23 protein-coding genes and 1 pseudogene are annotated in these 26037 nt (G+C 46.0%); 12 read left to right on the top strand and 12 right to left on the bottom strand.

What is annotated here, in order from left to right; all coding sequences use genetic code 11:
* The first annotated feature begins 30 nt into the window (after positions 1 to 30).
* Positions 31 to 3126 (top strand): ABC transporter substrate binding protein, encoded by a 3096-nt coding sequence (locus ACRRSY_RS22100; RefSeq protein ID WP_439033338.1) that lies wholly within the window; start codon positions 31 to 33, stop codon positions 3124 to 3126.
* A 168-nt stretch (positions 3127 to 3294) separates the two neighbouring features.
* A pseudogene (locus ACRRSY_RS22095) lies at positions 3295 to 3939 on the top strand (class I SAM-dependent methyltransferase); the annotation flags it as partial.
* Positions 3940 to 4324: 385 nt separating this feature from the next.
* On the opposite strand, the gene ACRRSY_RS22090 reads toward ACRRSY_RS22095, so the two are convergent.
* The 9 genes from ACRRSY_RS22090 to ACRRSY_RS22050 all read right to left on the bottom strand — a co-directional run bounded on the left by ACRRSY_RS22090 (position 4325) and on the right by ACRRSY_RS22050 (position 15310).
* Positions 4325 to 4765, bottom strand: coding sequence for a GNAT family N-acetyltransferase (locus ACRRSY_RS22090; protein WP_432464041.1), 441 nt, complete (start codon positions 4763 to 4765; stop codon positions 4325 to 4327).
* A gap of 308 nt (positions 4766 to 5073) precedes the next feature.
* Positions 5074 to 6720 (bottom strand): diguanylate cyclase domain-containing protein, encoded by a 1647-nt coding sequence (locus ACRRSY_RS22085; RefSeq protein WP_432464040.1) that lies wholly within the window; start codon positions 6718 to 6720, stop codon positions 5074 to 5076.
* 164 nt (positions 6721 to 6884) lie between these two features.
* On the bottom strand, positions 6885 to 8357 hold the full coding sequence (locus tag ACRRSY_RS22080; protein WP_432455415.1) for a dihydrolipoyl dehydrogenase: 1473 nt from the start codon (positions 8355 to 8357) through the stop codon (positions 6885 to 6887).
* 72 nt (positions 8358 to 8429) lie between these two features.
* Positions 8430 to 9158, bottom strand: a complete 729-nt coding sequence (locus ACRRSY_RS22075) for a glutathione peroxidase (RefSeq protein WP_432455416.1) — start codon at positions 9156 to 9158, stop codon at positions 8430 to 8432.
* Between the two features lie 471 nt (positions 9159 to 9629).
* Positions 9630 to 10487 (bottom strand): ABC transporter permease, encoded by an 858-nt coding sequence (locus ACRRSY_RS22070; protein ID WP_432455417.1) that lies wholly within the window; start codon positions 10485 to 10487, stop codon positions 9630 to 9632.
* A gap of 3 nt (positions 10488 to 10490) precedes the next feature.
* Positions 10491 to 11732 carry an ABC transporter permease gene (locus tag ACRRSY_RS22065; protein ID WP_432455418.1) on the bottom strand — a complete coding sequence of 414 codons (1242 nt, stop codon included), beginning with the start codon at positions 11730 to 11732 and terminating at the stop codon, positions 10491 to 10493.
* Between the two features lie 52 nt (positions 11733 to 11784).
* Positions 11785 to 12831: an ABC transporter substrate-binding protein gene (locus ACRRSY_RS22060; protein ID WP_432455419.1), complete on the bottom strand. Its 1047-nt coding sequence runs from the start codon at positions 12829 to 12831 to the stop codon at positions 11785 to 11787.
* A gap of 23 nt (positions 12832 to 12854) precedes the next feature.
* Entirely contained in the window at positions 12855 to 13964 is a 1110-nt protein-coding gene (locus ACRRSY_RS22055; protein ID WP_432455420.1) for an ABC transporter ATP-binding protein, read from the bottom strand.
* 446 nt (positions 13965 to 14410) lie between these two features.
* Complete coding sequence (locus ACRRSY_RS22050; protein WP_432455421.1) at positions 14411 to 15310, bottom strand: LysR family transcriptional regulator; 900 nt, start codon at positions 15308 to 15310, stop codon at positions 14411 to 14413.
* 129 nt (positions 15311 to 15439) lie between these two features.
* On the opposite strand from ACRRSY_RS22050, the gene ACRRSY_RS22045 reads away from it, so the two are divergent.
* Complete coding sequence (locus ACRRSY_RS22045; protein ID WP_432460471.1) at positions 15440 to 16435, top strand: NADP-dependent oxidoreductase; 996 nt, start codon at positions 15440 to 15442, stop codon at positions 16433 to 16435.
* 39 nt (positions 16436 to 16474) lie between these two features.
* Here ACRRSY_RS22045 and ACRRSY_RS22040 read toward each other — a convergent pair whose 3' ends face one another.
* Complete coding sequence (locus ACRRSY_RS22040) at positions 16475 to 17095, bottom strand: glutathione S-transferase family protein (protein WP_432464039.1); 621 nt, start codon at positions 17093 to 17095, stop codon at positions 16475 to 16477.
* 104 nt (positions 17096 to 17199) lie between these two features.
* Between ACRRSY_RS22040 and ACRRSY_RS22035 the strand changes: the two genes are divergently transcribed.
* From ACRRSY_RS22035 to ACRRSY_RS21995, 9 genes are all read left to right on the top strand, one after another.
* Complete coding sequence (locus ACRRSY_RS22035) at positions 17200 to 18048, top strand: LysR substrate-binding domain-containing protein (protein ID WP_432460469.1); 849 nt, start codon at positions 17200 to 17202, stop codon at positions 18046 to 18048.
* Positions 18049 to 18107: 59 nt separating this feature from the next.
* A complete protein-coding gene (locus ACRRSY_RS22030) occupies positions 18108 to 19055 on the top strand; it encodes a chemotaxis protein (protein ID WP_432455425.1) in 948 nt (315 codons plus the stop codon).
* Positions 19056 to 19158: 103 nt separating this feature from the next.
* Complete coding sequence (locus ACRRSY_RS22025) at positions 19159 to 19875, top strand: substrate-binding periplasmic protein (protein ID WP_432464038.1); 717 nt, start codon at positions 19159 to 19161, stop codon at positions 19873 to 19875.
* 69 nt (positions 19876 to 19944) lie between these two features.
* A complete protein-coding gene (locus ACRRSY_RS22020; RefSeq protein ID WP_432464037.1) occupies positions 19945 to 20766 on the top strand; it encodes a DUF2797 domain-containing protein in 822 nt (273 codons plus the stop codon).
* A 35-nt stretch (positions 20767 to 20801) separates the two neighbouring features.
* On the top strand, positions 20802 to 21092 hold the full coding sequence (locus ACRRSY_RS22015; RefSeq protein ID WP_432455428.1) for a hypothetical protein: 291 nt from the start codon (positions 20802 to 20804) through the stop codon (positions 21090 to 21092).
* 40 nt (positions 21093 to 21132) lie between these two features.
* The gene (locus tag ACRRSY_RS22010; protein ID WP_432464036.1) at positions 21133 to 21876 is read left to right on the top strand and encodes a ZrgA family zinc uptake protein; all 744 of its coding nucleotides are present in this window, start codon (positions 21133 to 21135) and stop codon (positions 21874 to 21876) included.
* 1 nt (position 21877) lies between these two features.
* Positions 21878 to 22594, top strand: coding sequence for an ABC transporter ATP-binding protein (locus tag ACRRSY_RS22005; protein ID WP_432455430.1), 717 nt, complete (start codon positions 21878 to 21880; stop codon positions 22592 to 22594).
* Positions 22581 to 23807, top strand: coding sequence for an ABC transporter permease (locus ACRRSY_RS22000; protein WP_432455431.1), 1227 nt, complete (start codon positions 22581 to 22583; stop codon positions 23805 to 23807). The genes ACRRSY_RS22005 and ACRRSY_RS22000 overlap by 14 nt, the downstream gene beginning before the upstream one ends.
* Positions 23808 to 23821: 14 nt before the next feature.
* Positions 23822 to 24301 carry a DUF3299 domain-containing protein gene (locus ACRRSY_RS21995; RefSeq protein WP_432460464.1) on the top strand — a complete coding sequence of 160 codons (480 nt, stop codon included), beginning with the start codon at positions 23822 to 23824 and terminating at the stop codon, positions 24299 to 24301.
* Here ACRRSY_RS21995 and ACRRSY_RS21990 read toward each other — a convergent pair.
* Positions 24298 to 24543, bottom strand: a complete 246-nt coding sequence (locus tag ACRRSY_RS21990) for a DUF6868 family protein (protein WP_432455433.1) — start codon at positions 24541 to 24543, stop codon at positions 24298 to 24300. The genes ACRRSY_RS21995 and ACRRSY_RS21990 overlap by 4 nt on opposite strands.
* Before the next feature lie 243 nt (positions 24544 to 24786).
* Positions 24787 to 25845 (bottom strand): DUF2914 domain-containing protein, encoded by a 1059-nt coding sequence (locus tag ACRRSY_RS21985; protein ID WP_432464035.1) that lies wholly within the window; start codon positions 25843 to 25845, stop codon positions 24787 to 24789.
* Positions 25846 to 26037 lie beyond the last annotated feature (192 nt).

Here is a 26037-nt window from a genome sequence, read left to right as displayed (position 1 = left end):
AGGCCGAATCAACTTTGCTATGCGGCTGTGTTGAGTTTACTGCTTATTTCACAAGCTGCCTTGGCTCGGACTGAACGAGTATTATTACTGAATTCTTATCCGGCGGGTTTGCAGTGGGATGCAAGCTTTGAGCAAGGTTTGCGTGATCAATTAGCGGAACGTTCCATATGGTTTTTTAATCAGCGTGTAGAAGCGGAGCTGAATCCCAATCAATCTCCATACAGCGCAGCGCAGCTCAATATGCTTAAGCAAGTCATTCTTTATTATCAGTTTGATTTGGTTGTGAGTGTTGGTGAGCAAGCTTTAAAGTTGGCCTTAGCCTTACAAAACGAAGGTACGCTGCAAGCGCCATTGGTTGCCGCGGGTGCCGATTTGGTCGCCTACACCGGACCTCGTAAGGCGATGTTGACTGGGATCCACGAACAGCAAGCGGTACGTGAAAATCTATTGTTGATCAGGCAATTGCTCCCCGAACTTGAATCTTTGCACTTAGTGCTCGACAAAAGTGCCATTAGCCAACGTATTGCGGAACGTTTTAAGCGCTTAGCCGAACAATTTGGTATTACCTATACCATTTGGCAAGATATGGATTATGAGGAACTCAAAGCAAAAACCTCGCAGTTAACCCCTAAACATGCCCTGCTACTTGGGATGTTGCCGTCCTCGCTTACCGGAAACAGCAAACTTAGTCAGCAGAATCTGCAAGCTTTATCATTGGCTTCTCGGGCGCCTATTTTTAGTTTATGGGATTATGCGATTGGTGATGGCGTCGTTGGTGGAATGGTCACTTTACCAGATCAGCTCGGTGAAGCGGTTGGTGTGATGGTTGGACGAGCTTTACAAGGAAGTGATGTAAAAGAGATCCCGATTCGGGCTCGTAGTCCGCAGCTCTATCTTTTTGATTATGCGCAATTAACTCGTTGGCAGATGTCTAAATCGAATCTGGCAAGCGATGCAATTTTTATCAATCGACCCGCTTTTCAGGCTTGGTTACCACGTTATCAAGCGAGCGTTATTCTTAGTAGTGTGGTGTTGTTGCTGTTGCTGTTGCTGATTTGGGTGATGCGTCGCCGGCTCCAGAGTAAGCAATCTTTGCAGGCAAAGCAGCAGCAACTCTGCTCTGCATTTGTTAATACTGAGCAGGCTTGCGCTTTACTGGATGAGCACGGTGTCGTGCTCATGATGAATCCGGCATTGATGACTTTATTAGGTGAGAGAGCGAAGTATTTAGTGGGGAATCCCTTGCTCTCCAGCCAGTTTTGGCAGCATCAGCAGGCCCTAGCGCAACGTTTGCGAGAAGGCTTTGCTCAGTGTTTACAAGGCAATGTCGTTCATTTTAATGCAACTCTATTACTCGCCAGTGAAAACCTATTATACGATTTTGTGATTAGTCCTCAGTTTAAAGCGGCGCAGCAGGTCGAACAAATGGTCTTAGAGCTGAGAAGCCTTCATTTAATGGAGTTGCAATATCAGCAGCTCACTTCTAGTGAGCGTCATTATCGAGCGATGTTTGAGCATAACCCTGCGATGTTAATGCTGTTGAATCGTTTGGGGGTGATTGTTTTTTGTAACAGAATGCTTGCCGATCACTTAGGCTTTTCTCGCAAGCAATTAGAGTTGTCTCAATTACGTAGTTTGTATGGTGACGCCGATTTACAAACCTCATTGCTTCGCTATTTAGATGGGATTTCGGACCATATTCAGGTACGAGAAGTCCGCTATCGAACTCGAAATGAGCAAGGTTTGTGGTTTAAGGAATCCATCCTCAAAATAGCCAATGAAGATAGCTTTATTGTCTGTTGTGAGGATATTACCACCACTCGTGATCTGACTCAGAAACTTGATTATTACACCAACTATGATTCACTCACGGATGTTTATAACCGTACGTTTTTTGAACGCAGGTTAAGTACGTTGTTGCAGCAATCTGATTCGTGTCAACATGCACTATTGGTGATAGATTTAGCCCAGTTTAAAGTGATTAACGATACCTTCGGCCATAATTCTGGCGATCAGGCATTAAAACAGGTTGCTGGCGTACTGGAACAATTGCTGACAGGGTCAGCAATTGTGGCTCGCTTGGGCAGTGATGAGTTTGCTATTTTGCTTGAACAGACCGATCAGCAGAGCTGTCTCGATTTTGCTAACTTGTTGATTAAGAGCCTGAATGATACTCACTATGTGTGTGATGAGCGTATGTTTAGTTTTGGCTGTAGCATCGGTTTGACTTTATTTGGGCACTACCAAGCTTCTGCACAACAGATCTTAACTCAAGCAGATAAAGCCTGTTTTACCGCTAAGTCTTTAGGGCGCAACCGAGCTTACTTATATCAAATGGGTGACCAGATGTTGTTGGAGCGTCAAGGGCAGATGGAATGGGTCACGCGTATTCAAAAAGCCTTGCGAGAGGAGCGTTTTTTACTTTATGCCCAGCCGATTGTTCCGGTCTCAGCTGTTGATGAAGACTATCTACATTATGAAGTCTTAATTCGCATGATTGATGAAGATGGCCGAGTTGTGCCTCCGAGTGCGTTTTTACCCGCGGCTGAGAATTATAATCTAGCAGAACAAATAGACCGTTTGGTGATTGCGAAAAGTTTGCAATGGTTGGCGGTTAATCCTGGTCATCTCACTCGTTTAACGATGTGTTCGATGAACCTCTCGGGTCAGTCTTTAGGGAATCGCGAGTTTGTTGAGTGGTTACTAGCAACGTTGGAAGAGTGTGCTTTACCAATGAATAAACTGTGTTTTGAAACCACTGAAACGGTCGCTATTTCTAATTTTAATGTTGCGACAGAATTCTTCAATAAAGTTCGTCAGTTAGGTTGCAAAATTGCCCTGGATGATTTTGGCTCCGGTCTCTCTTCCTTCGGTTATTTAAAAAATCTGCCGATCGATTATCTAAAAATTGATGGTATTTTCATTCGCGATCTAGAAAACGATAGTATGGATGCAGCGATTGTTAAGAGTATTAATCAAGTTGCGCATGAGATGGGTAAAAAAACGATTGCTGAATTTGTTGAAAATGAAGCAATCAATCAAATCTTACTCGAGATTGGCGTGGACTATGCCCAAGGCTATCATTTTGGTCGGCCGGTGCCCATCGAGATGTTCGTGCTTAACTAAAATGACCATAAGGCTGTTAAACTAGGTCTATTGCCGAGTTTGGGAGAGTGTTAGGTGAGTCAAATTCAGCCTCGTATTTTTTGTGAAGCATCTGCTGATGGTGGATATGCTCAGCGTTTAATTGACGGTTTTAACTTACAAGTTTGTTCGCAACGACCAGAGCAGGGGTTTTGTTTGATCTTGGATCAACAGACCTTGTATTTACGCTGGTGTGATGAAGCCAAATTAGGAGACATTTCGGTCGATTTTTTGGCAGGGCGAGCGGCCCATCGTCGTCACTATGGCGGCGCCGAAGCCGTGAGTAAAGCTGTGGGCGTGAAGAAGGGGCTGCGGCCTACGGTGATTGATGCGACAGCGGGCTTAGGTCGGGATGCTTTTGTTTTGGCTAACTTAGGATGCCGAGTCACCATGGTTGAGCGCTCTCCTTGGGTTGCCGCTTTGCTGGCAGATGGCTTACGCAGAGCAAAAGCTGATCCTGAAATCGGCGCCTGGGTCGCAGAGCGGATGCAGTTGGTACACGCGAGTAGTATTGATGAGTTGCAACAACTTGGCCTAGAAGCCGAGGTGGTTTATCTTGATCCGATGTATCCCCATCGTAAAAAATCGGCGCAAGTTAAGAAAGAAATGCGAGTATTTCAGCAACTCGTTGGGGCCGATCTCGATGCCGATTTGTTGTTAGATCAAGCATTGGCGGTTGCCAGCAAGCGAGTGGTAGTGAAACGTCCGAGCTATGCGGAGCCTTTAGCGGGAAAGGCTAGCCATCATCAGCTAACAACCAAGACTCACCGTTTCGATATTTACGCTTTGGCCTAAGGGCAGAGGTCCATTTAGCTTGGCTGTAGCGATGGCTTACATGCTGCTTATTTATGACATTTATGCATTTTTAAATGTCATTTTGCTTGTTTTTTGGGAAGGGATGTTTCCAGTTGACGATGAGCTCAGTGCTCTTGAGTGCAAGGTTTGTACGGTTAATAGATATTAAATTAGCTTCATTGATCTAGGTCACTTTAATGGCAACTTTAAGTGAGCTTGATCTAGTTTCTTATGATTTTAGGGGAAAAAACTTGCATCAAGAAAACGCTATCATTACTCTAAATACATCGCGCTAAGGATTGGCGCGATAAAGAAATAAGATCTGACCTTTGTTGACCGACAGAAAATGGGAGAGGCTATTAGCTTCTCCTTTTTTTCGTCTTTTTTATGTGTTTGCCTCTTCAGTTCTTGCTGCAACAAGGTCGCGGGACATTTTAACGTAGGCAATTTGGTGCTTGTAGAATACTTCGCTGTCGACGTGAAAGCCTAAATTTTGATAAAAGGTGATGGCTGTATAGCGGGCGTCAAACCAAAACGTATCGGATTGCGCTTGGTTTTGTTGTTGTTCGATTAGGTAACGGAGCATGGTGCTTCCAAATCCGCGGTTTTGATATTGCTCTAAGCAAGCAAATTTACGTAAGCGAACTTCTCGTTGACTAACAAATAGCGAGGCTACAATGACTAATTTTTGTTCAAGCCAACCACCAAAGTGCAGCCCTTGTTGATCTTCGGCGACACGACAGAAGTTGATATCATGTTGAGGCCATAATACTTGCTGGCGAATGGCGAGCGTTTGTTCACTGGTAATCGCTTTAATTACAATCATCGTTTTAGTCGACTCAAATGAGTCCCCCTTAATTTTTCACTCATGATCTAATACTGTAGCTCTGGATCTCATTCAAGCTTATCAAGTCTCGATGGCTGGCGGGCCAAAACGATGCGGGTATAAATGCCTACCGCGTTGGCAATTATACGGCTTAATACTTGGTTCTGGTGAACCTTGTTTTCTCATGACTTTATTGATCAATCCGCTATTGGCAAGGATATCGCCGTTGCGTCGTTCATTGAATGGTTTGTCTGGTTTGCTTGCTGTGGCATCGATGACTCCTTTAAGCATATTAATGCGAGTAAGCTTTAAGGATAACTGGGAGCGACAACCAATTTGGCTTTGCTTTTACGCTGTGCTTTTTGTTGGTACATGGTCATATCGGCGCGATAAAAAAGTTGCTCGGCGTCGCGACAGCTATTGGTGTTGGCACAGCCAAAGCTTATCCCACTGTGTGCCGCACCATTGAGTTGAATAACCTTGTCTACGATACTGAGTTTCTCTTGAAGTTCGCTCGCAGAAAGCTGGCTGGAAAAAACCGCAAATTCATCCCCGCCGATCCTAAATAGTTCAACTCGATCAGTTAACACCATATTTAAAGCTTCGGCGGCCAGTTTGATTAAGCGATCTCCTTCTTGATGTCCAGATTGGTCATTCACAATTTTTAAATAATCGATATCAATGAGGGCTAGGCAGCAGTTTTGCTCGCCGGTAAATGTGAGTTGTTGACTCACATATTCGTTAAAGGCATAGCGATTTTGTAAGCCTGTTAAGGCGTCTAGTCTGGCTGCGTCACGCTCCAGGTTGAGTTGTTGGTTCACTTTCAATGACTCAAGCACTAAGCGTTTAAATTTATAGTGTAATGCCAGCGACATGCTTAAGCCGCTTAAGGTACAGCAAAGTAATAATAAAATATCGGTAGCGAGTAAGGTCGTGGTGTCTTTGGGGATCACTGATAACACGATTAGCAGTGCAGGTACGATTAATAATAGGGTTGGTAAAATGAATGATCTTGCCTGCTCAGAACCTTTTCGCCAACAGACCATCGCACTGACCAGCGTGAGCGTTATCCATAGTAGGATTAAGTTGAAAATGATCACGACGGTATAGTTCAGCCAAATTGTGGTGGCGGGGATTGCCAGTAGGCAAAGCGCGATTAAATACCGACTGATTAACCATAACCGCGGCGAGTATCGTTGGAGATCAAGAAAACGACTATAAAACAATACGCTGAAAACTGGAATTGTGAGCAGTGGTAACAATTGTATGCTCAGTGCTCGTAGATTAAATAAGTGAACGGTGACTTGAAAAACCAAGGCTAAAGAAATAGTTATCGCTAGCAAGTAAGCGCTAAAAAGGGTAAATACTTTGTCTTGCTGAACAATACTGACAGCGCCGTTATAGATTGCCAAAATCAGTAAGGCCCCTAAGCAGAGGGTAATTAAACTCGCCCGTTGGTGGTATAACTGGCCTAGTTCTGCTTTGGGCGCGAAATTAAGTTGCGGCTGCTCGGTATAATAGTGACTTGATACACGGGCGATGAGCCAATAACCTCCCAAAGTTGGCGTGTCAATATGTCGGGCATAGCTGAACAGATATTCGTAAGGGTGCAAATAGCCGCTGCTAAGATGGCGGAGCTGGTTACCTTCAGAGTAAAGATAATAATCTATATTCTCGATATTGGGACCATCGACGCTGGCGAGCCATTGATCTGCTTGCTGGATATTGAGTTGCTTAACTAACCAGTAGCTGCCACCCGTTAAGGCGACCCGATTCACCTCGGTTAAACTATCAAGCCAATGGGGAATATTTGCGTAGCGATGCGGCAATACTTGCTGATCTTCGGCAATATAAATATGTTGAGCACTGCTCTTGAGTGCTGTGGCAGCATTGGCGTAATCAGATAACAACACGATCACTAAACCCAATGTGGCGAATAGGCGAAAAATAGGCATAAATGTTTGCGTCGACGATCCCTGTACCAACAAAACTATAAGTAGCATAGAGCAAACAGCGCGAGATGGTAAGCCCTGATGCATATTGTGGCTATATAAACAAATTCTATTAACTTTTTTGTTGATAGAATTTGTTCAGTTTCGTTGCGGTGGTGGTTCGCGATTTAACTGCCTACGCCGCACTCCATACAGGCATCGATCATTTCTGGGCCAAGGTGTAATTTGGCATTGAGGTCACGTAAGGCGGTGCGTAAACCTTCTTCGATGACCGGGTGATAGAAGGGCATGTCTAGCATCTGTGATACCGTCATTTTTGCTTGATGTGCCCAGGCGAGTAAATGCGCTAAGTGTTCAGCGTTGGGGCCGATGATTTCTGCGCCTAAAAAACGGCCAGTGCCTTGTTCACCATATAAGTGAGCGAGTCCCTGATTGACCAACATCACTCGGCTACGCCCTTGGTTTTCAAAGCTGACACTGCCGATCTCAAAGCAGCCGCAGTTACCCAAGCGTTGTTCAATATCGCGATAGCTTTCACCCACCATGGCGATTTGCGGATCGCTAAATACTGCTGCAATTGGACTACGACGTAAGCCTGCTCTGATATCTTTACCACGGCCTGCGTTATCGCCAGCAATTTTTCCTTGGTCTGCGGCCTCATGCAGCAGTGGAATTTGATTACTGGCATCACCCGCAATAAATATATTGCTAACAGAGGTCTGCAAAGTGTAGTGGTCGGCTACTGGGACGCCACGGGTATCCAATTCAATATTTAGTTTGTCCAAGCCCAGCTTATCGGTGTTGGGTCGGCGACCCGTCGCGGCGATTAAATAGTCGACCTCGGTCTCTACGCTTTGACCTTGTTGGTCTTGATAACGTAACTTTACTCCCTGCTCACTGCGTTCAATTAAGCTTACTTTTGCATCGCTATCTAAATAGAATTCATTACCATAAACTATATTCGCATACTCAGTGAGCGCGGGGTCGCTGAGCGGACCGACCGCACCACCAACACCGAACATGAGAACCTTTACTCCTAAGCGATGCAGCGCTTGGCCTAATTCTAAACCAATCACACCTGGGCCGAATACTGCCACTGATTTTGGGAGGCGGTCCCATTCAAAGATGTCATCATTAATTAGTAAACGATCGCCCAAGGCCTGCCATGCCGCCGGATAAGCGGGGCGAGAGCCGCTCGCGATAACAATTCGTTTGGCTTTAATAATCAGAGTGTCGCCGTTGCTATGGCTCACCCTCAGGTGATGTTGGTCGACAAATTCTGCATAGCCATCGATTTTGTGTTCCGCTTCGATGCCGTCGACCGATTCTAAGACAAAACTAACAAAGCGGTCTCGTTCGGCTTTTACTCTTTGCATGACGGCAAAACCATCGATCTTGGGTTTTCCTAAGTTGACGCCAAATTGGGCCGATTTGTGGTACTGGTGAGCATTTTCTGCGGCCGCGATTAATAATTTACTAGGCATGCAACCGACACGCGCGCAGGTCGTGCCGTAGGGACCAGCCTCAATCATCACTACCGAGCTGGTATGTTCTTTAGCGGCACGGTAGGCAGCTAGGCCAGCAGTACCTCCGCCGATAATGGCGACATCAACGGTTTTGTTGGGTTTTAATTGGGACATCTTCACGACCTATAAATCACTGATAATGGAAGAAAATGCAGACGAGTTACGAGACACGCCTGCGGATAAGGCTTAGGCCAAGTAGGCTTCTAACTCTTCGCTACCGCCAATGTGTTGGCCATCGACGAATATTTGTGGAACGGTGCTACGTCCACTGAGGGCCTTCAGACTAACGCTGGTCGCATCCGCGCCAAGTACCACTTCTTCATAGCTTAAGCCTTGTTGCTGCAAGAGCTGTTTAGCCTTGATGCAGAATGGACACCCCGGTTTGGTGATGATACTAATCGCCGCGGGTTTTTTGGCATCACAGTTAATGTAATGCAACATGGTATCGGCATCTGAGACTTCAAAGGGGTCGCCAGGAACGTCAGCTTCAATGAACATTTTTTCGATCACTCCATTCTTAACCAGCATTGAGTAGCGCCAGCTGCGTTGACCAAAACCGAGGGCTGTTTTGTCGACTAACATGCCCATGCCTGCACTGAATTCACCGTTGCCATCGGGAATGACGGTGATGTTTTCTGCTTCTTGGTCGGCTAACCAAGCATTCATCACAAAAGTATCGTTGACACTGAGGCAGATAATATCATCCACACCATTGTCTTTGAGTACACTCGCTAGCTCGTTGTAACGAGGTAGATGAGTTGAAGAACAAGTCGGGGTAAAGGCACCCGGTAAAGCGAATACCACCACTGTTTTATCTTTAAACAGTTGCTCGGTGCTAATGTCTACCCAAGCGTCGTTTTGACGGGTGTGAAAAGTAACGCTGGGAATAGTTTGGCCTTCGCGATTCTCTAACATGGGTCTCTCCAAATTTGATGAATAAGTGTGTTCGTTTGATAGGTTTAGTATCAAGCTTCAGGGTTAATAAGTAAAAACGATTAGATCTATCCTTATGATAGCTATTAGCTATCGTCTTGTGTTTGATTAATCAGCTTAACAAGTTTGTTTGTAGATACTTAGTTTTTGGGGTAATTATTTCAATTATCGAAGATGGTCAGGCGCGTTGATTTTTCGGCATTATTTTATCTAGTCATGCGGGCTGGTAGGACGCAGGCAACTCGTCATGAATGTTGTAAGTAACATTCATGACGAGCGGATTCTATTGATCGCTCAGAAGCAAGCCATCAAGCTTTTTTAGATGACTTTGCTCGATAAACGATGCGCATCATTAGGATGAGCAAGTTGTACTTGAGATGAAAAGCCTTATCGAGTGTTCGATAAGGACGCCCCACCGAACAATGTGGTGGGGCGGAACCGAAGTAAAATGGCTTAGTTGTCTAAGTCACCGCTTTGAATACGTTCGCTGCGCGCGCGCAGGTATTCAATGGTGAACAGTAGCATCGCGGAAATAACGATCAACAAGGTTGCCACCGCGAGGATGGTTGGATTGATCTGTTCTCGCAGACCAGAAAACATTTGCCTTGGAATGGTGCGTTGCTCGGGGCCAGCTAAAAACAGGACCACGACCACTTCATCGAAGGAGGTGATGAAGGCGAACAAAGCACCCGAGATGACGCCAGGGCGGATCAGCGGCATGATGACTTTGAAGAAGGTAAACATGGGTTTGGCGCCTAAACCTAAAGACGCGTTCACTAGCGAATAATCAAAACCGGATAGGGCAGCGTTCACCGTAATCACCACAAAGGGCGTCCCCAAGGCTGCATGCGCCAAGATCACGCCCATATAGGAACCAGCCAGATTAAGCTGGCTATAGAAGAAGTACATGCCAGCCGCGGTGATGATCAGCGGCACAATCATTGGCGATAGTAAAATCGCCATCCAAAGTCGTTGCCAAGGCATCGCTGGATTACTTAAACCGATGGCGGCAAAAGTGCCTAATACGGTCGCGATAAGGGTGGCAAAAATACCGATCACAAAGCTATTCTTAATCGCTAATAGCCATTTGTCATCGTGTAAAATCTCGGCGTACCACTTCAATGAATAGGCCTCGGGGTCGAGGGCTAACATGCCTTCAGTAAAGGTGAAAAAAGGCTCCACATTAAATGATAAGGGAATGATCACCATAATCGGCAACATTAAGAAAGCTAATACCAGCAGTGAGCTGAGACGCAGACCATAATGTGCCGAGATATGCCAAAAGGTAAAGTATTTCGGGTAACGACTCATAGTTTAGCCCAACTTAATGTTACTGACCCCGATCAGGCGGTCATAGATCCAATACAGCGCCAAAATTAACGCTAATAATAACGAGCCCAAGGCTGCGGCGAGTTCCCAGTTATTTGACGATTGCATATGGAAGGCAATGATATTGGAGATCATTTGTCCTTCGGTACCACCGACAATTGCAGGGGTAATGTAGTAGCCAATTGAAATGATAAATACCAGTAAGGCTCCCGCGCTGACTCCGGGCACGGTCATCGGTAAGTAAATTTTAATGAAAGCTGGTAGTGGTTTAGAGCCCAAAGAAAGCGCCGCTCTATAATAGCTTGGGTCAATATTTTTCATCACGCTATATAGAGGCAAAATCATAAAGGGCAGCAAGATATGAGTCATCGCTATGATTGTTGCTGATTGGGTATACAGCAACTCCAAGGGTTCATCGATAATGCCTAAAGTTTGTAGGATTGAGTTCAGTACCCCATTGGTTTGTAAAATCGCAATCCATGAGGTAGTACGCACTAATAGCGAGGTCCAAAATGGCAGGAGTACAAACACCATTAAGCGGTTGGCTATTTTACTGGGTGCATTGGCCAAGTAATAGGCCAAAGGATAGGCTAATAATGCTGTTAATAAGGTAATAATCAGCGAAATTTTTAGGCTTTTCCAATAAAGCTTTAGGTAAATCTGAGTGTCTCGTTGTGCAATTTCTCCCGCTGAGTCGCGTTTTAAGTCGAAAGCGGTGAGGTAGTAGCTGTCGGTAAAAGGTTGTCCGGCTTTTTTGACTGCTCGCCATAAATAAATGTCGTGCCATTTTTTTGAACTGGATAATAGGAATTCGGCACCGTGCTGTTGTAGCTCACTCAAGTCTTTTTTCTTGAGTTTACGCGCGGTTGATTTAATTAAACTGGAGCTGCCGGGTTTAAGCCGATTGATTTCTTCCGCTAATTTTCCTGATAAGCGTTGATTGGCTAAGTCTTGCAATTCGATGGCAAATTGTTGGATGATTTCTGGCTTCGGTAATTCTTCACTGGTTTCATCCCAATGTTTCATCTCACTCAAGGTGAGTGGCACCAATTGGCTGACCGCAGGATGATAAACACTGCGATAGAGCATCGAAGCTATTGGTGCGATAAAGGTGATAAAGATAAATATTAATAAAGGCATGGTAAAGGCTAGCAACAAGCGTTTTTTACGCTTGAGCATTTTCTTACCGGCTAAGATCTCTTCCACGCTGAGACTGTTTGTTTCCATCTGTACCTCTATGATAAGAGACGAAGGCTAAAAGCCTTCGTCAATCTAGTGATTACTTCAACAGCCACTCATTGAATTTTTCGCCTAAAGACTCACCGTAGTCAGCCCAGAAATCGCCTGACGCTTTCAAACCTTCATCGAGGTGAGAAGAGGGTAGTTTAGGGATCACTGCCTTATCAACATAGGCATAAGAGGAGTTACGGGTTGGACCGTAGGCTACTTCTGGCATACCACTGAGCGGTTTAGAACTAGTGGCAAAACTCACGAAGTCTAGCGCGAGATCTTTTTTCTTGGTGCCTTTCACAATGGCCCAGACATCTAGATCGTAGAGGTGGCCATCCCAAACCATTTCAAAGGGTTTCCCTTCACTTTGAATGGCATCGAAGATCCGGCCATTTGCTGATTGCACCATGACCGCGCCGCCGTCATTGAGGAGTTGTGGCGCTTGTGACCAGCTGTCGAACCAGACGATATCATCGGCAATCGTTGCCAGTTTGGCGAAGGCTCTTGCTTGTCCTTCTTCAGTTTCTAGAACGTCGTAGACTTTGTCTTTAGGCACGCCATCGGCAATCAAAGCCCACTCAAGATTCACCTGAGGACGTTTACGTAGGGCGCGTTTACCTGGGAATTTCTTGGTATCAAATAAATCAGCGATGGTACTTGGTGTACCGCCCTTGATGGTGTCGTCACTGTAGGCGTAGAGTACGGTCCAAACAATGTTACCCACACCACACTCGTTGGCTAAGGCCGCTTTGCTAAAGTCTTGCGCTGCGGGTGTACCGTCATCACCTGGAGGGAGTTTGTCTTGAGGAATGACCTCTAATAAACCTTCGGAACAGGCTCGTTCTAAGTCGATCACTTCGATGTCGACAACATCCCAAAGGATATTACCACTTTCGACTTGGGCTTTAATTTCTGCAATACCACCCGAGTAGTTTTCAAATAATAGTTTGTTTCCAGTTTTAGCCATATAGGGGTCTAACATGTGCTTTTGCTGAGCGGCGCCATAGGCACCACCAAAAGACACCACAGTGAGTTGGTCTGCACTGGCAAACTGACAAACCGAAGCTAGCGCGAGTGCGGGGAGTAAACGTTTCATAGGTACTATCCTTTTACCATTCGTTAAGTGCTTGGGGGTGTATCAAAAGCTAAACCGTCATTGACCGACCAAGTGAGTTTGGTCATGCTGCCAGTCGCTATTTTGGGGGCGTCGTGATCATTCAATACTTTTACCATCAGCTCAGTTTTATCGCTGAGTTTGAAGAAGTAACGAATAAAGTCACCGACGTATAATAGGGTGATAAATTCAGCTTCAATGAGATTGTCGAATTGATGCTTCTCACTGAGGATGAATAGGTTTTCTGGGCGAACCGCGAGTATGCAATCTTCTCCAATTGCTGGGCAATCCATCGCTCTGCCTGAAACCACTGTACCATCACTTAGTTTTACTTTGGCTAAGTCTTGGCTGCGTTCTAACACGGTTCCTGCTAAGTGGTTATTTTCACCAATGAAGTCGGCAACAAAGGCGTTGCTAGGACGTTCATAAAGGATATCGGGAGAGGCACATTGTTGCACCACGCCATCGTTGAATACTGCAATGCGATCTGACATGGTGAGCGCTTCGGTTTGATCATGGGTGACATAGATTGCAGTAAAACCAATGGATTCGTGCAAACGTTTAATCTCAAACTGCATCTGCTCTCGTAGGTTTTTATCTAAGGCTCCTAAAGGTTCGTCCATTAAAACGATGGACGGTTCAAAAATTAGCGAGCGGGCCAAGGCTACTCGTTGTTTTTGACCTCCAGAAAGATGCCCTGGGTAGCGCTTACCAAAACTTTCTAGTTCAACCAACGCTAAAGAATCGGCCACCCGGCGCTTGATTTCTTCACTGGGTAATTTTCGCACCATCAAAGGATAGGCTAGATTTTCAGCAACGGTCATGTGAGGGAACAGCGCATAATGTTGAAACACCATGCCTATATTGCGATTGTAGGGGGCGACGTTGGTGATGGCTTCACCATTCACTAAAATTTGTCCACTGGTGACATCTTCAAAGCCAGCGAGCATCATTAAGCAGGTAGTTTTACCAGAGCCTGAGGGGCCTAGGAGGGTGACAAACTCACCTTTACGGATATCTAAATTAAAGTTTTTAACCACTAAACTACGTTGATCGTAGCTTTTTTTCACATCGACAAAGCGCACATATTGTTGGTCGTTGACCGGCTCGCTCATACACAGATCCTTTTGCTAAGAGCTTATTGCTTAGATAAAACCTATCAATCAAGCTTTACCCTTAACACAAGCGTAACAAATAATCGCCTAAATAAAAGTGCAAATTTTCGTCACTTGACTCTCAAAGTTGAAGTTTTTATCTGCATTTGAGTAAAAAGACAGTTAATTACTTTGTGTTATCTATTGATAGGCCAATACTAAACTTTTGTCCAGACGTGATTTATTTTTAGCGCCTAATAATTGTTCGAAATGAACACCTTTGAGAGGTGTTAGAAAACTGTAAACGGGCTTGAATAAAGCCAATTTTAGTCATCAATGTTGACGGCGGAAATTTTTGGGCAGCGCCAGCGATTGATTGCTGCAGGACTGTTGATGATTCATGTCAATGAGGATACTTCATGGGCCTTGCTGGCTTCATCGATATAGTCACCCTAAATTAATCCTCTTTAGCGAAGATGATGAAGTAGGAAATCCACCGCAACTCGTATTTTAGGTATTTGATACTTAAGCCCTTGATATAACAAATATATACCGGTGGATTTAGCCGGAGTAAGACAAATTTTGGGGCCAACACTGAAGCTCATCAAGCTACCCTCAGCCAGTTGTTTGCTGATCCCCCATTCTGGCAATAGTGCAATACCTTCGCCTTGGATCGCCGCATTAACGATGCTTTTGCCATGATTGCTAATTAAGCGGATGGGGGGCTGCAATGTCTGCCACGCTTGCTGGGCGTCGATATACATCCAAGGGAGAACTCGCTCGGGGCTACGATAACGCAAACTAGGATGTTGGTTGAGATCTTGCGGGCTGGTGGGTTGACCTTTTGTGGCGAGGTAGTGTGGTGCTGCGCACAATACAAAATCATTATTCGACAGCTTTTTCGCGACAACCCGCTCGTCGGGGGCGAGACCACTGCGGATAGCAATATCTATCTGGTCGCGGCTTAAATTTGCTAATTGGTCGCTAAAGTGTAGATCCAGAATAATGTCGGGATAAAGTTGCGAGAACTTGCTTAATATTGGTGTTAAACACTGCTCACCGTAGCTCGGCATTGCACTAATGGATAGTAGGCCACTGGGATGCTGATTCTGTTGCTGGATCAGATCTTCGGCGTCATTCAGTTGCAGCAGGGCAGGTTTTATTTGTTGGTAATACAGCGCCCCCAATTCCGTCAGCTTTACTTGCCGGGTGCTACGCTGTAACAGCTGTTGCTGAAGCATGGCTTCTAAATCGCTAATTCGTCGAGAGACCGAAGAAGGGGGGACTGAGAAGGCCTCCGCTGTTTTGGTGAAACTGGTCGATTCGGCAATATGGGCGAAATACTGTAGTGCTCTGAGCTTATTCATTGGTTTATTGTTGTCGGAAAGACAATAAAGTTTAGCTTAAGTAGCTGTTTATTCCAATGCTAAGGATTATTTATAATCATTCTTGATAACAATATAGTATGAACGTCATTTATTCATTTAGGAGCTTTTATGACTAACTATCAGTCGATTCATTTGGTAAAACGTCCTTCTGCAACGATAGAAGCAAACTGTTTTGAGCTTCGCGAACATCAAGCTCAGCCGCTGCAAGCCGGCGAGTTTCGAGTCAAACAAACTCATATGTCTTTAGATCCTGCGATGCGTGGTTGGATGAGTGCCGATACTGAGAGTTACATTCCACCCGTTGGTTTGGGTGAGGTGATGCGTGCCAGTGGGATTGGTGAAGTGCTTGAGTCCTTGCACCCTGATTTTCCGGTGGGGGCGATGGTGATGGGCATGTTTGGCTGGACTGAACAGACGGTTAGTCAAGGCAAGGGGGTGAATATTATTCCTTCAGGTTTGTCGGCAGAAGCAGTATTAGCGGTATTAGCGCTGCCAGGGATGACCGCTGCGCAGGGTCTATTAGAAATTGCTAAGCCCAAGTCGGGAGAAACCCTATTAGTGAGCGGTGCTGCGGGCTCAGTGGGTTCATTGGTTGGGCAACTTGCTAAAGCCGAGGGTTTACGAGTGATAGGTGTTGCAGGTAGTGATGAAAAATGTCGTTGGTTAGTGGAAGATTTGGGCTTTGATGGCGCGATTAACTATAAAATCGAAGATGTTGCGCAACGGGTGGCTGCGTTAACGCCAGCCGGCGTTGATATTTATTTTGAAAATACCGGTGGCGCGATCCAACAAGCGGCAATGGATAACATGAATGCCTTCGGTAGAATCGTGGTTTGTGGGATGATCTCGGACTATAACGCAACAACCCCTTCAGCTGGCCCTAACTGGATGACGATTATTAAGAAGCGTTTAACCATTCAAGGTTTTACCATGCCCGATCATTTACATCGTGCACCGCAACTGATGCAACAGGTGGCTGGATATTTACAAGCGGGCCAACTGCAATACCGAGTTCATGTATTAGAAGGTTTAGTTTCAGCTATCGATGGAATTAATTTGCTGTTTAATGGGGAAAACCAGGGCAAGCTGCTTGTGAAGTTGTGAGGGCGAAAGCAAAGCCGAGTGATCTCGGCTTTGCTTTACTTACGGCTTGAGTCGCGCAGAATCATCGGTGATGTCCACATAGTTTGTGGTTTGTGTAATGGCATAGCACCAAGCTTGAATCGCAGGAAAGGTGGACAAGTCAAATTCAGCTTCTTCGGCCACATGGGTATAAGCATATAGCGCGATGTCGGCGATGCTGAATTGCTCGCCCACAAAATAACGATGCTCGCTTAAGTGTTGCTCCATGACCTTTAAGGCGGCATAGCCTGCCGCTTTTTTATCGGCCCATTGTGCTTGGCGTTGTTGATTCATCCCTGCATGGCCTAACCAGAATCGCAACGTCGCGATATTTGGCTCATGGCTATATTGTTCAAAGTTCATCCAGCGTAGTACTTGGCTTTGCTGCCACAATTCCTCAGGCCAATAGGGTGTTCCTTGAGCAAGGTAATACAAGATGGCATTTGATTCGGTTAAACTGCGGCCATCGTCGAACTCTAACACTGGGATCTTACCGTTAGCGTTAAGTTTTAGAAATGCTTCGGTGTGGGTCTCCCCCTGTACAATGTCGTAGCACTTTAGTTGATAATCTTGGCCGAGCAGGCTCAGTAATAATCTAATTTTATAGCCATTTCCCGATGGCAAATAATCGTGCAATATCATGTTATTTCCTTGTTGTGTGGCTTAGGATGAGTGTCGCAAGTTGCTTGTGTAATGAATAACGATTATTTTTGATGGCACTGATAAATGCTGTTGATGGGTTGAAGATGGATATTGATGCGCTGCGTAGTTTAGTGGCAATCATGGACACTGGCAGTTTTACGCGAGCGGCCAGCCAGACTTTTCGTACGCAGTCGGCGATTAGTGCACAAATGAAAAAGCTGCAGCAAGAGAGTGATCGTCCTTTGTTTGAAAAAGAGGGCCGCGGCTTGGTTTTGACTCTCGCGGGGCAGGCCTTGGCCAGTTATGCTCGACGTATTGTCAGCTTGCACGATTTGGCGCTGAAGGAGCTAAAAGAACCGCAGACGCAGGTGGAATTACGATTGGGTTGTCCAGACGATTACAGCCGATCGGTGATGCCGTTACTGGTTCAGCTATTACAACAACAGATCCCTAATGTATGTTTACGTTTGAGTTCTGCCCCAAGTTATCGCTTACGCCAGCAGTTGGATCAGGGTGAACTGGATATAGCGGTGTTAACTCGTACGCCAAATAGCGATGAAGGTTATCTATTGCGTCATGATCAAGGAGTTTGGGTGAGTTCAGCTGAAATTAACCCTCATCTTCAAAGTCCCTTGGCGATAGCACTTTACGAAGCGGATTGTAAGTTTCATCGTAGTGCCATCGACGGTTTAGATAAGGCTGAGATACCCTATCGACTGATTGCAACTAGCGCCAATCACAGTGGTTTATATGGTTTGGTGGCGCAGGGGTTGGCAGTTGCAACGATGGCTCGTTCTAGCAAAGGAGATTTGTTAGAATTGTGCGCTAAAACAATGCCGTCATTACCAGCAATTGATATTGTAGTCGTTTGCGCTACTCAACCACACTTAGTTTGTAGTAACGCTATAATCAAACAAGTATGTGAGCAGTTTCGACTGGCCGACCAAGGTTGAATGGTTAGGCTCAGCGCTTAAATTTTATTGTTCATGAATCAAATTACGAAGGATGTCTTATGAGCAGCGCCACCAGTCAAACCCAAGGTTTGTTGCATTTTCGGTTGTCGTTAAATCAACTATTTGCAATTGGTACTTTGAAAGTGCGTGAGATCGTTCCCTATACACGTCTTACCGCCCTGCCACAGTCTCATCCATTTGTGTTGGGATCTGCTTCATTGCGCGGTCAAACCATCTCGGTGGTAGATATGGCGGCTGCAGTGGGGTATCGGCCAATTACCGAAGAAGAACGAGCCAGCTGCTCAATTATTATTACCGATGTGAGCCGCCAAACTATTGGCTTTTTAGTGCGCGGGATTGAACGTATTACCGAATGTCGCTGGCGTGACATTGATCCACCGCCTAGCTCTTTAGGTAAAGATGCATTTGTAACAGGGGTCACTCGGGTCGATGATAAATTGGTTCAGTTGCTCGACATTGAAAAGCTGATTGCTACGGTGTTCCCTGATGATGAAGATCGGATCCGAGTTTCTGTGAGCTTACCTGATCAAGCCATCTTGAGTCAGTTGCGGATCTTATTAGTGGACGATTCTGCAACTGCGCGTAAGCAGCTGTCGAGCGCTTTGGATAGTATCGAAATTGACTACCAAATGGCCAGTGATGGCGCGACCGCGCTGAAGATGATGCAACAGGCAGCGGTAAGCAAACAAGCGATTGATATCCTAGTGAGTGATATTGAAATGCCGGGTTTAGATGGCTATGAATTAACCTTTGAAGTTCGCAGTGACCCACAAGTTGCCGATGCCTATATTATTTTGCATACTTCGTTGTCCAGCGAGATTAGTGTTGATCGTGCCCACCAAGTCGGTGCCGATGAGGCCTTAACTAAGTTTGATGCTGGCGAGCTTATTGATGCGATGTTACGCGGTGCTGATCGGGTCTCCGACGATGATACACCAAGTTCTTTGGCGAAAAAGAATGGGCTCCTTGAAGGCATGGGATTCTAAACCAAAGCTTACTAGACAGACTTAATCATAACCTTCATATTAAAGGGCGGTTTGCGGTTCCTTTGCTAAGCTAAATGAGAGAGCTTAGCTTAGCGAGGATGTGGTGCGGATCTTATTGATTCTGTTATGTTGCTGGTGGTCGGTGTCGCTGGGGGCGGTGCATTCAATTAATATTGCGACTGGTGAATGGACTAATTACGCCCATCGTGACGGCACGGGCTATTATTTTAGCTTATTACAACGAATTTTTCCGGATACATCGATATCCCCTCATTTTGTGCCTTTCCCTCGTAGCATTGCTTTATTAGATCATCAGCTTGTTGATATTGCTCTCGGTGGTTCCAGTGATGATTTTTCATCGGCCTATTGTTCTCTGTATGCGGTTGAAGTCGATCGAGTTGATATGCTGACAACATCACAATTTGCAGGCTCTTATCAAAGCAATCAGGACTTAGTGGGTAAAAAAGTGATCTCTCGTTTGGGTTACAATTGGGGGGAGCTATTACCTCGCGGGGTTATTTATCGAGAGTATTCTAATTTAGTTCAGATGCTAAATTTACTTAATTTGGGCCGAGTGGATGCCGTGATCGAGTATCGAGAAGACATAGAACTGCTATTGACCAAAATGCCAAAGCCTTCAAATTTTATTTTTATTGATAGTGTGTTAGAGAATAATTCTCAGTTTTGTTTTGTCGCGAATGAAAAAGGGCGTGACTTACTAAAACTTTTTGATTTAGGCATGAGTCAGTTGATCGCCAATGGAGAATTACGACAATTGATGATAGAGCTGCTCGGCAGTGATGAGAACTACCCTTACTAAGCTCGCTACACAAAGCCTTCACTTTGCATTACACTGCTCAACCTTTGAGCCAATCTGAGTACTTCTGAAATGCAGGGCCACTTATCAAAAATGCGCGGCGTATTGGCCGAGCAGATACAATATTATTTGCCGTTAGGCGAACAAGAATTACACCTAAATCCCCTGATTGGTAAGCCTCTCGCGTTTGAATTCACTGGGAAAATTCAGTGTCGAAATTGCGGTAAGGGCACTAAGAAGAGTTACTCGCAAGGCCACTGTTTTGTATGTATGCGTAAATTGGCCAGCTGTGACATGTGCATTATGAAGCCGGAAACTTGTCACTATGCTGCAGGGACTTGCCGTGAGCCGGAGTGGGGCGAAAATAATTGTATGATCCCGCACTATGTTTATTTAGCCAATACCTCTGGGCTGAAGGTGGGAATTACTCGGCATAATCAAATTCCCACACGTTGGATCGATCAAGGTGCGACTCAGGCTTTGGCTATTTTCCAAGTGGCGACTCGCCAGTTATCAGGTTTAGTGGAAGTTGAATTAGCCAAATTAGTGGCCGATAAAACCAATTGGCGTACGATGTTGAAAGGAAACGCGAGTCGATTAGACTTGTTTGCCGAACGAGAGCGTTTATTATCGCAGATTAGCAACGTTCTTAGCGACTTGGCCGAGCGTTATGGACTCGATTCAATCACCGCCTTGAATGACCAGCCGATGACGGAGTTAAGTTATCCGGTTGAACAATTCCCGAGTAAAATAAGCAGTTTTAACTTAGATAAAAATCCATTAGTTACAGGAATATTACAAGGAATTAAAGGTCAGTATTTAATCTTTAACAATGGCGTGATAAATATAAGAAAGTATAGTTCTTATGAAATTAAGCTTCTCGATGGCATTTAAGCTTGTCGAGAAGCGAAGGAATACAAGGTAGAGTGATGCGTATTCGTCGTTGGCAGCAAAGGGTTTCTTGGCTACTGATCCTGTCAGTTTTTGCCTTTGCCTTCGTCTGGGGCGAACACCAAGTCGAGAAACTCAACCCGCATCATTCCGAGCATCACTGCCCGCTATGTTTTCACCTTGGCCAATTATCGACAGCGATTTGTAGTAGTGCTCTATTTATCGCCTTTGCGGTGGTTGGTATTACTTATCAAACGGTAAACTATCGTTATACTTGGCTGCATACCCTACGCGCAATTGCGCGCGCGCCACCTGTTCTATGGTACTAATTTAATAACATTTATTTTTAGTTAACCATGGATATATACAATGAAATTAAGATCTGTTTTGTTAGCAGGCTTTGGCCTGTTGAGTGGCGTGACGTATGCGCAATCTGCCCACCAGCACGGTGTTGCTGAATTATTTTTTGCTGCCGGTGATGAAGAATTGGCGATTGAAATTCATTCGCCTGCGGATAATTTATTAGGTTTTGAGCACGCCCCTGTCACAGCGGCGGAACAACAGGCTTTAGCTGCGGCTAAGCTGCAAATTGAAAATGCTCCGCAGCTGTTCAGTTTTAATGGCGGCGATTGCGAATTAGAAAGCTTGAGTCAAGAGTGGGGGGCTTTGCAGCAAAGTGACCACGAGCACGAACATGAAGCGGCGGATCATGAGCATGAGCACGAACATGAAGCGGCGGATCACGAGCATGAGCACGAACATGAAGCGGCGGATCACGAGCATGAGCACGAACATGACGCGGCGGATCATGAGCACGAGCACGAACATGAAGCGGCGGATCACGAGCATGAGCACGAACATGAAGCGGCGGATCATGAGCATGACCATGAACATGAAGCGGCGGATCATGACCATGACCACGAACACAGTGGTCATCAGGATGTGACTTTCAGTTATCATTTTCACTGTCACCAGTTATCGGAGTTGCAAAGCTTTAATTTGCACTGGTTTGAGCGCTTCCCTCGGATGCAAAAAATCCTGGTTCAAGGCGCTAGCGATCGCGGTCAAATTGCGATTGAGGTGACTGCAGAGCAACACAAGGTAGCCCTATAAGATGCCTGAATCTGCTTCTCTATTGTGTTTAGATGAGGTGGTATTTGCTTGGCCGGGTGAGACTCACCCGGCTATCCATATTCCCCATTTAAGCATTGCGCCTGCGAGTCATACCTTTATTCATGGGCCTAGCGGCTGTGGGAAATCGACCTTGCTGAGTTTGATTGCTGGAGTGATTAGCCCTCAACAAGGCCAGTTGCGATTTATGGGTCAAGACTGCGATAGCCTCAGTTCTGCGGGTCGAGATCAATTACGAGCTGATCATATCGGTTATGTGTTTCAGCAGTTCAATTTGTTGCCTTACTTATCAGTTTTGGAAAACGTAGCCTTAGCCTGCCAGTTTTCGAAGTTGCGCAAACAGCGCGCTTTAAGCCGTTCTTCCAGCGTTATCGAAGAAGCACGACGCTTATTGTCCCATCTGCAATTGCCCGACAAACAATTACATCAAGCGGTGGGGCAATTGAGTATCGGTCAGCAGCAACGGGTGGCAGCGGCACGAGCGATGATTGGTTCACCAGCCTTAATCATTGCCGATGAACCCACTTCGGCGCTTGATAAAGTGAATCGAGAACATTTCATGAACTTGTTGATGGCTGAGTTAGAGCACTGTGATAGCAGCCTGTTATTGGTGAGTCATGATCATGATTTAGCGCAGCGTTTTACTCAAGTCGTTGACTTGCCTGCGGTTAATTTAGGAGGTCGACATGAGTCTGCTTAATTTAGCTTGGCATAGCCTTTGGGCGAGGCGTGGGACGGTATTGCTGAGCTTGCTCACCATTGCCTTAAGTGTGGCCCTGTTGCTGGGGGTCGAGAATTTACGAACTCAGGCCAAGTCCAGCTTTGCATCGACCATCTCTGGCACCGACTTGATCGTGGGTGCTCGCAGTGGCCCCACCCAATTGTTGTTGTATTCGGTATTTCGTATTGGTAATGCTACCAATAATATATCTTGGCAAAGTTACTTAGATATCCAACAAAATGCCTCAGTCAAGTGGGCGATCCCCATCTCCCTGGGGGATTCCCACCGGGGCTATCGCGTGATGGGCACCAGTAATAGTTTTTTTGAACACTATCAATATGCCAATAAGCAAGCCTTGAAATTTAAGCAAGGCGGTGAATTGAGCAATACTTATGATGTGGTATTAGGGGCCGAGGTTGCTAGAAAGCTGGGGTATCGGCTGGGGGATAAAATTGTCGTCGCGCATGGCATTGCCGCGGTGAGTTTTGTGAATCACGAGCAATTTCCTTTTGTGGTGAGTGGCATTTTACAAGCCACGGGGACGCCAGTCGATCGCACCGTGATTACTTCTTTGGCTGGCATCGAAGCGATCCATTTGCCCGCGCAAAAACAGCCTTTTACCAAGCAACAACTAACGCCTTCCAGTATTACTGCGATGATGCTCGGCACCAAATCCAAGTTGCAAATATTTAGTCTGCAACGGCAAATTAATCAGTCGAAACAAGAGGCTTTACTCGCGATCTTGCCCGGTGTGGCTTTGCAAGAGTTATGGGGTATTTTAAGCATCGCCGAGACGGCCTTACTTGCGGTCTCGATTTGTGTGGTGATCACTGGCTTAATGAGCATGTTAACCACCTTGATGGTTAGTCTAAAAGAGCGCCGCCGTGAAATGGCGATCTTACGCTCGGTGGGCGCGAAGCCAAGGCATATTTTCACCTTATTATTGATCGAAGCGCTGTTACTGAGTGTGCTGGGGTCCTTGCTGGGTTTGGTAAGTATGTATGGATTATTAGCGCTGGCGAAGCCGATTTTACTCAATCAGTTTGGCTTTTATATGGTACTCAGCTGGCCGACTTTACAACAAGCTTACTTGTTGCTGCTAGTGATGGGAGTTGGTTTTATCGCTGGGCTGTTACCGGCATGGCGCGCTTATCGTTATTCACTCAGCGATGGCATGAGTATTAAAATTTAGTCAGGAGCAACAACATGAGAATATACCATTGGCTTATTGCTGGCCTGTTATTGAGTAGCGCTGCGTATGGCGAAGACATTGATGTCTGGGAGCAATTAATCCCCGAGAGTGAGCGACAAGCTGCTCCCGCAGCGATTGATCATAATGCGCCTTTAGATCAGCCGATTCAGCAGAACTTAAACGTGAGTGTGAATAAGGCCTTGGATGGCAAAACGCTGCGTATTCCAGGATTTATTGTGCCTTTAGAGAGTGATGGTGAGTTGATCAAGGCATTCTTATTGGTGCCTTATTTCGGCGCTTGTTTACATTATCCACCACCACCACCGAACCAGATTGTTTATGTCACTTACAAGCAAGGAGTGCAGCTGGAAGATATCTGGGATCCGGTGTGGGTCGAAGGTACCATTCATACCAAAATTCAGGATGTAGAAGGGGTGGCCACGGTCGGTTATTCGATCAGTGAGCCGCAATCGATAGTGCTGTATAGCGACTAATCTAAAACGATACCTAAGGCGATGTAAGGCACGATATAAAAGGCGATGATGGCGACTTTATAGAGTGCCAAGCCTAGGTAGTGAAAACGGTCAAATTTTTCGACACTAAGCTTAAACCACTTGGCATGCAGCTGATAAGTCCAATCGTGGGCGAGGGTTAAAAAAGCAAACCAATAAATAAGTACTGCGATGTTGATCACTGCACCCCAGCCGAGGGCACTACGTATGAGCGCTAGTTCCATTGTTCGTCCTGTCCATTGATCCTGTTATTAATTTAATCAGCACTTTCAGGAAGTGCAAGCTTATAACAAATCCTTTTATGAACAGTTGCTTTAGCTCGCTTTAAAGGAAGACCTGATTTTTAGTTATTTTTCATTATTAACAAAGAGTTAATATGATAAGCATTGGCCTTCATTGATTCACTTTTGGTTTCAATCGAAGGATGCATTAAACCATCGAATGAATGTGGCCGATAGCTGGTGTGATTATGGTTCTACCATGAAGTCTTGCTCATAGAGCACTTTCTGTTGTGCAAATACCACTACTTGCCATTGTCCCAGACTGAATGAGTCAAAGCGTTTACTGGCCTTGGTGCGCCAACGCTGTCCGCCAATGGCCAAGTTTACCGTGGCTTGCAATTGCTGCTGATGATACCAGCGTACCTCAAGCGTTTGCCCTTGCATATTCAAGAGCTCCAGAAATAAGAAAATTTGTTGCTGCTGGGCCAGCGAGACGCCTCGCATTTGATCGATGGGCTCGCGAGCGCGGATGCCGTTGGTGAGTTGGCCGCGTTTGACTCGTAGATCGACAATCTGAGGGCCGGGCATTGGTATCTGGCTTGGACTCAGGTTTGCGCTAAGCCGTTTGTCTTGCTGCGGCCGTGGCGGTGTGCCAGCCGTAGCTGGTGGGTGCTCAGCGTGGGTCAGCGGTGGGGTTGTCGGCTCGTCGCTTGGCGCTTGCTTTGCTCGCAGTGCTAAATCTGCTGTCTCGCTCGCTGGGGCCTCTGGCTGGGGTGGCATTTGTCCTGTTGCAGCAGACGGTTTGCCGGTTGCTCGCTGGCTGGTGCTTGGCGCTGGTGTTACAACGACTGGCGGAGCTGCGGCATGCTGATGATTTAGCTCGGCAAGGCTGGCTGGGTTATCTGGATTTAATTTGAGTTGTGGTGAGACGCTTTCGAGCTGAACCGACGCTTGTGGCGCGGATTCGGATGTTCGCTCAGTGAGGCTTGCTGCTGCGCTAACCTGCTGACTATTGGCAGAAGATGGTGGTGTGGCCGCTGACTTGAGATCTTGCTGGCTACCTTCTTGGTTTGGCCTTTGAATGAGTGCCGTGCTCGCCGCTCCGGCATGCGGCTCGGCCGCACGAGGCCAATATCGATAAATCAGCGTGCATATCAGTAACAGCAGTGCCACCAGTACCACGAAGGCGGCGAATATCTTACGTAAATCGAAGGGCGGTTTGGGGGTCAGGACCTTGTGAGCTTGATTTTGAGCTGGCGTAGCCGAAGCGCCAATACTGATGGTGATACTGACTTGTTCTGTCATCGTTGAGAAGAGCCTCTTGCTCGTGGTATTTCGCCAGCTAATTCTACCTTGTAATGCTTTAGGCCGCTATTGATTGGCTCGCGGACTGTGTGATTAATAGCATGATTTGTGGCCTTAAGTGCAGGGCTTATGGATGCTTGGCCGCAGAACTATAGCGCTAAGGCCCAGCCATTAGGGATGACGGAGATATGC

Source organism: Agarivorans sp. QJM3NY_33, assembly GCF_050870865.2.
GTDB lineage: Bacteria > Pseudomonadota > Gammaproteobacteria > Enterobacterales > Celerinatantimonadaceae > Agarivorans.
Note: the sequence above shows the minus strand (reverse complement) of the source record. Positions and strands in the feature narration are given on the sequence as shown.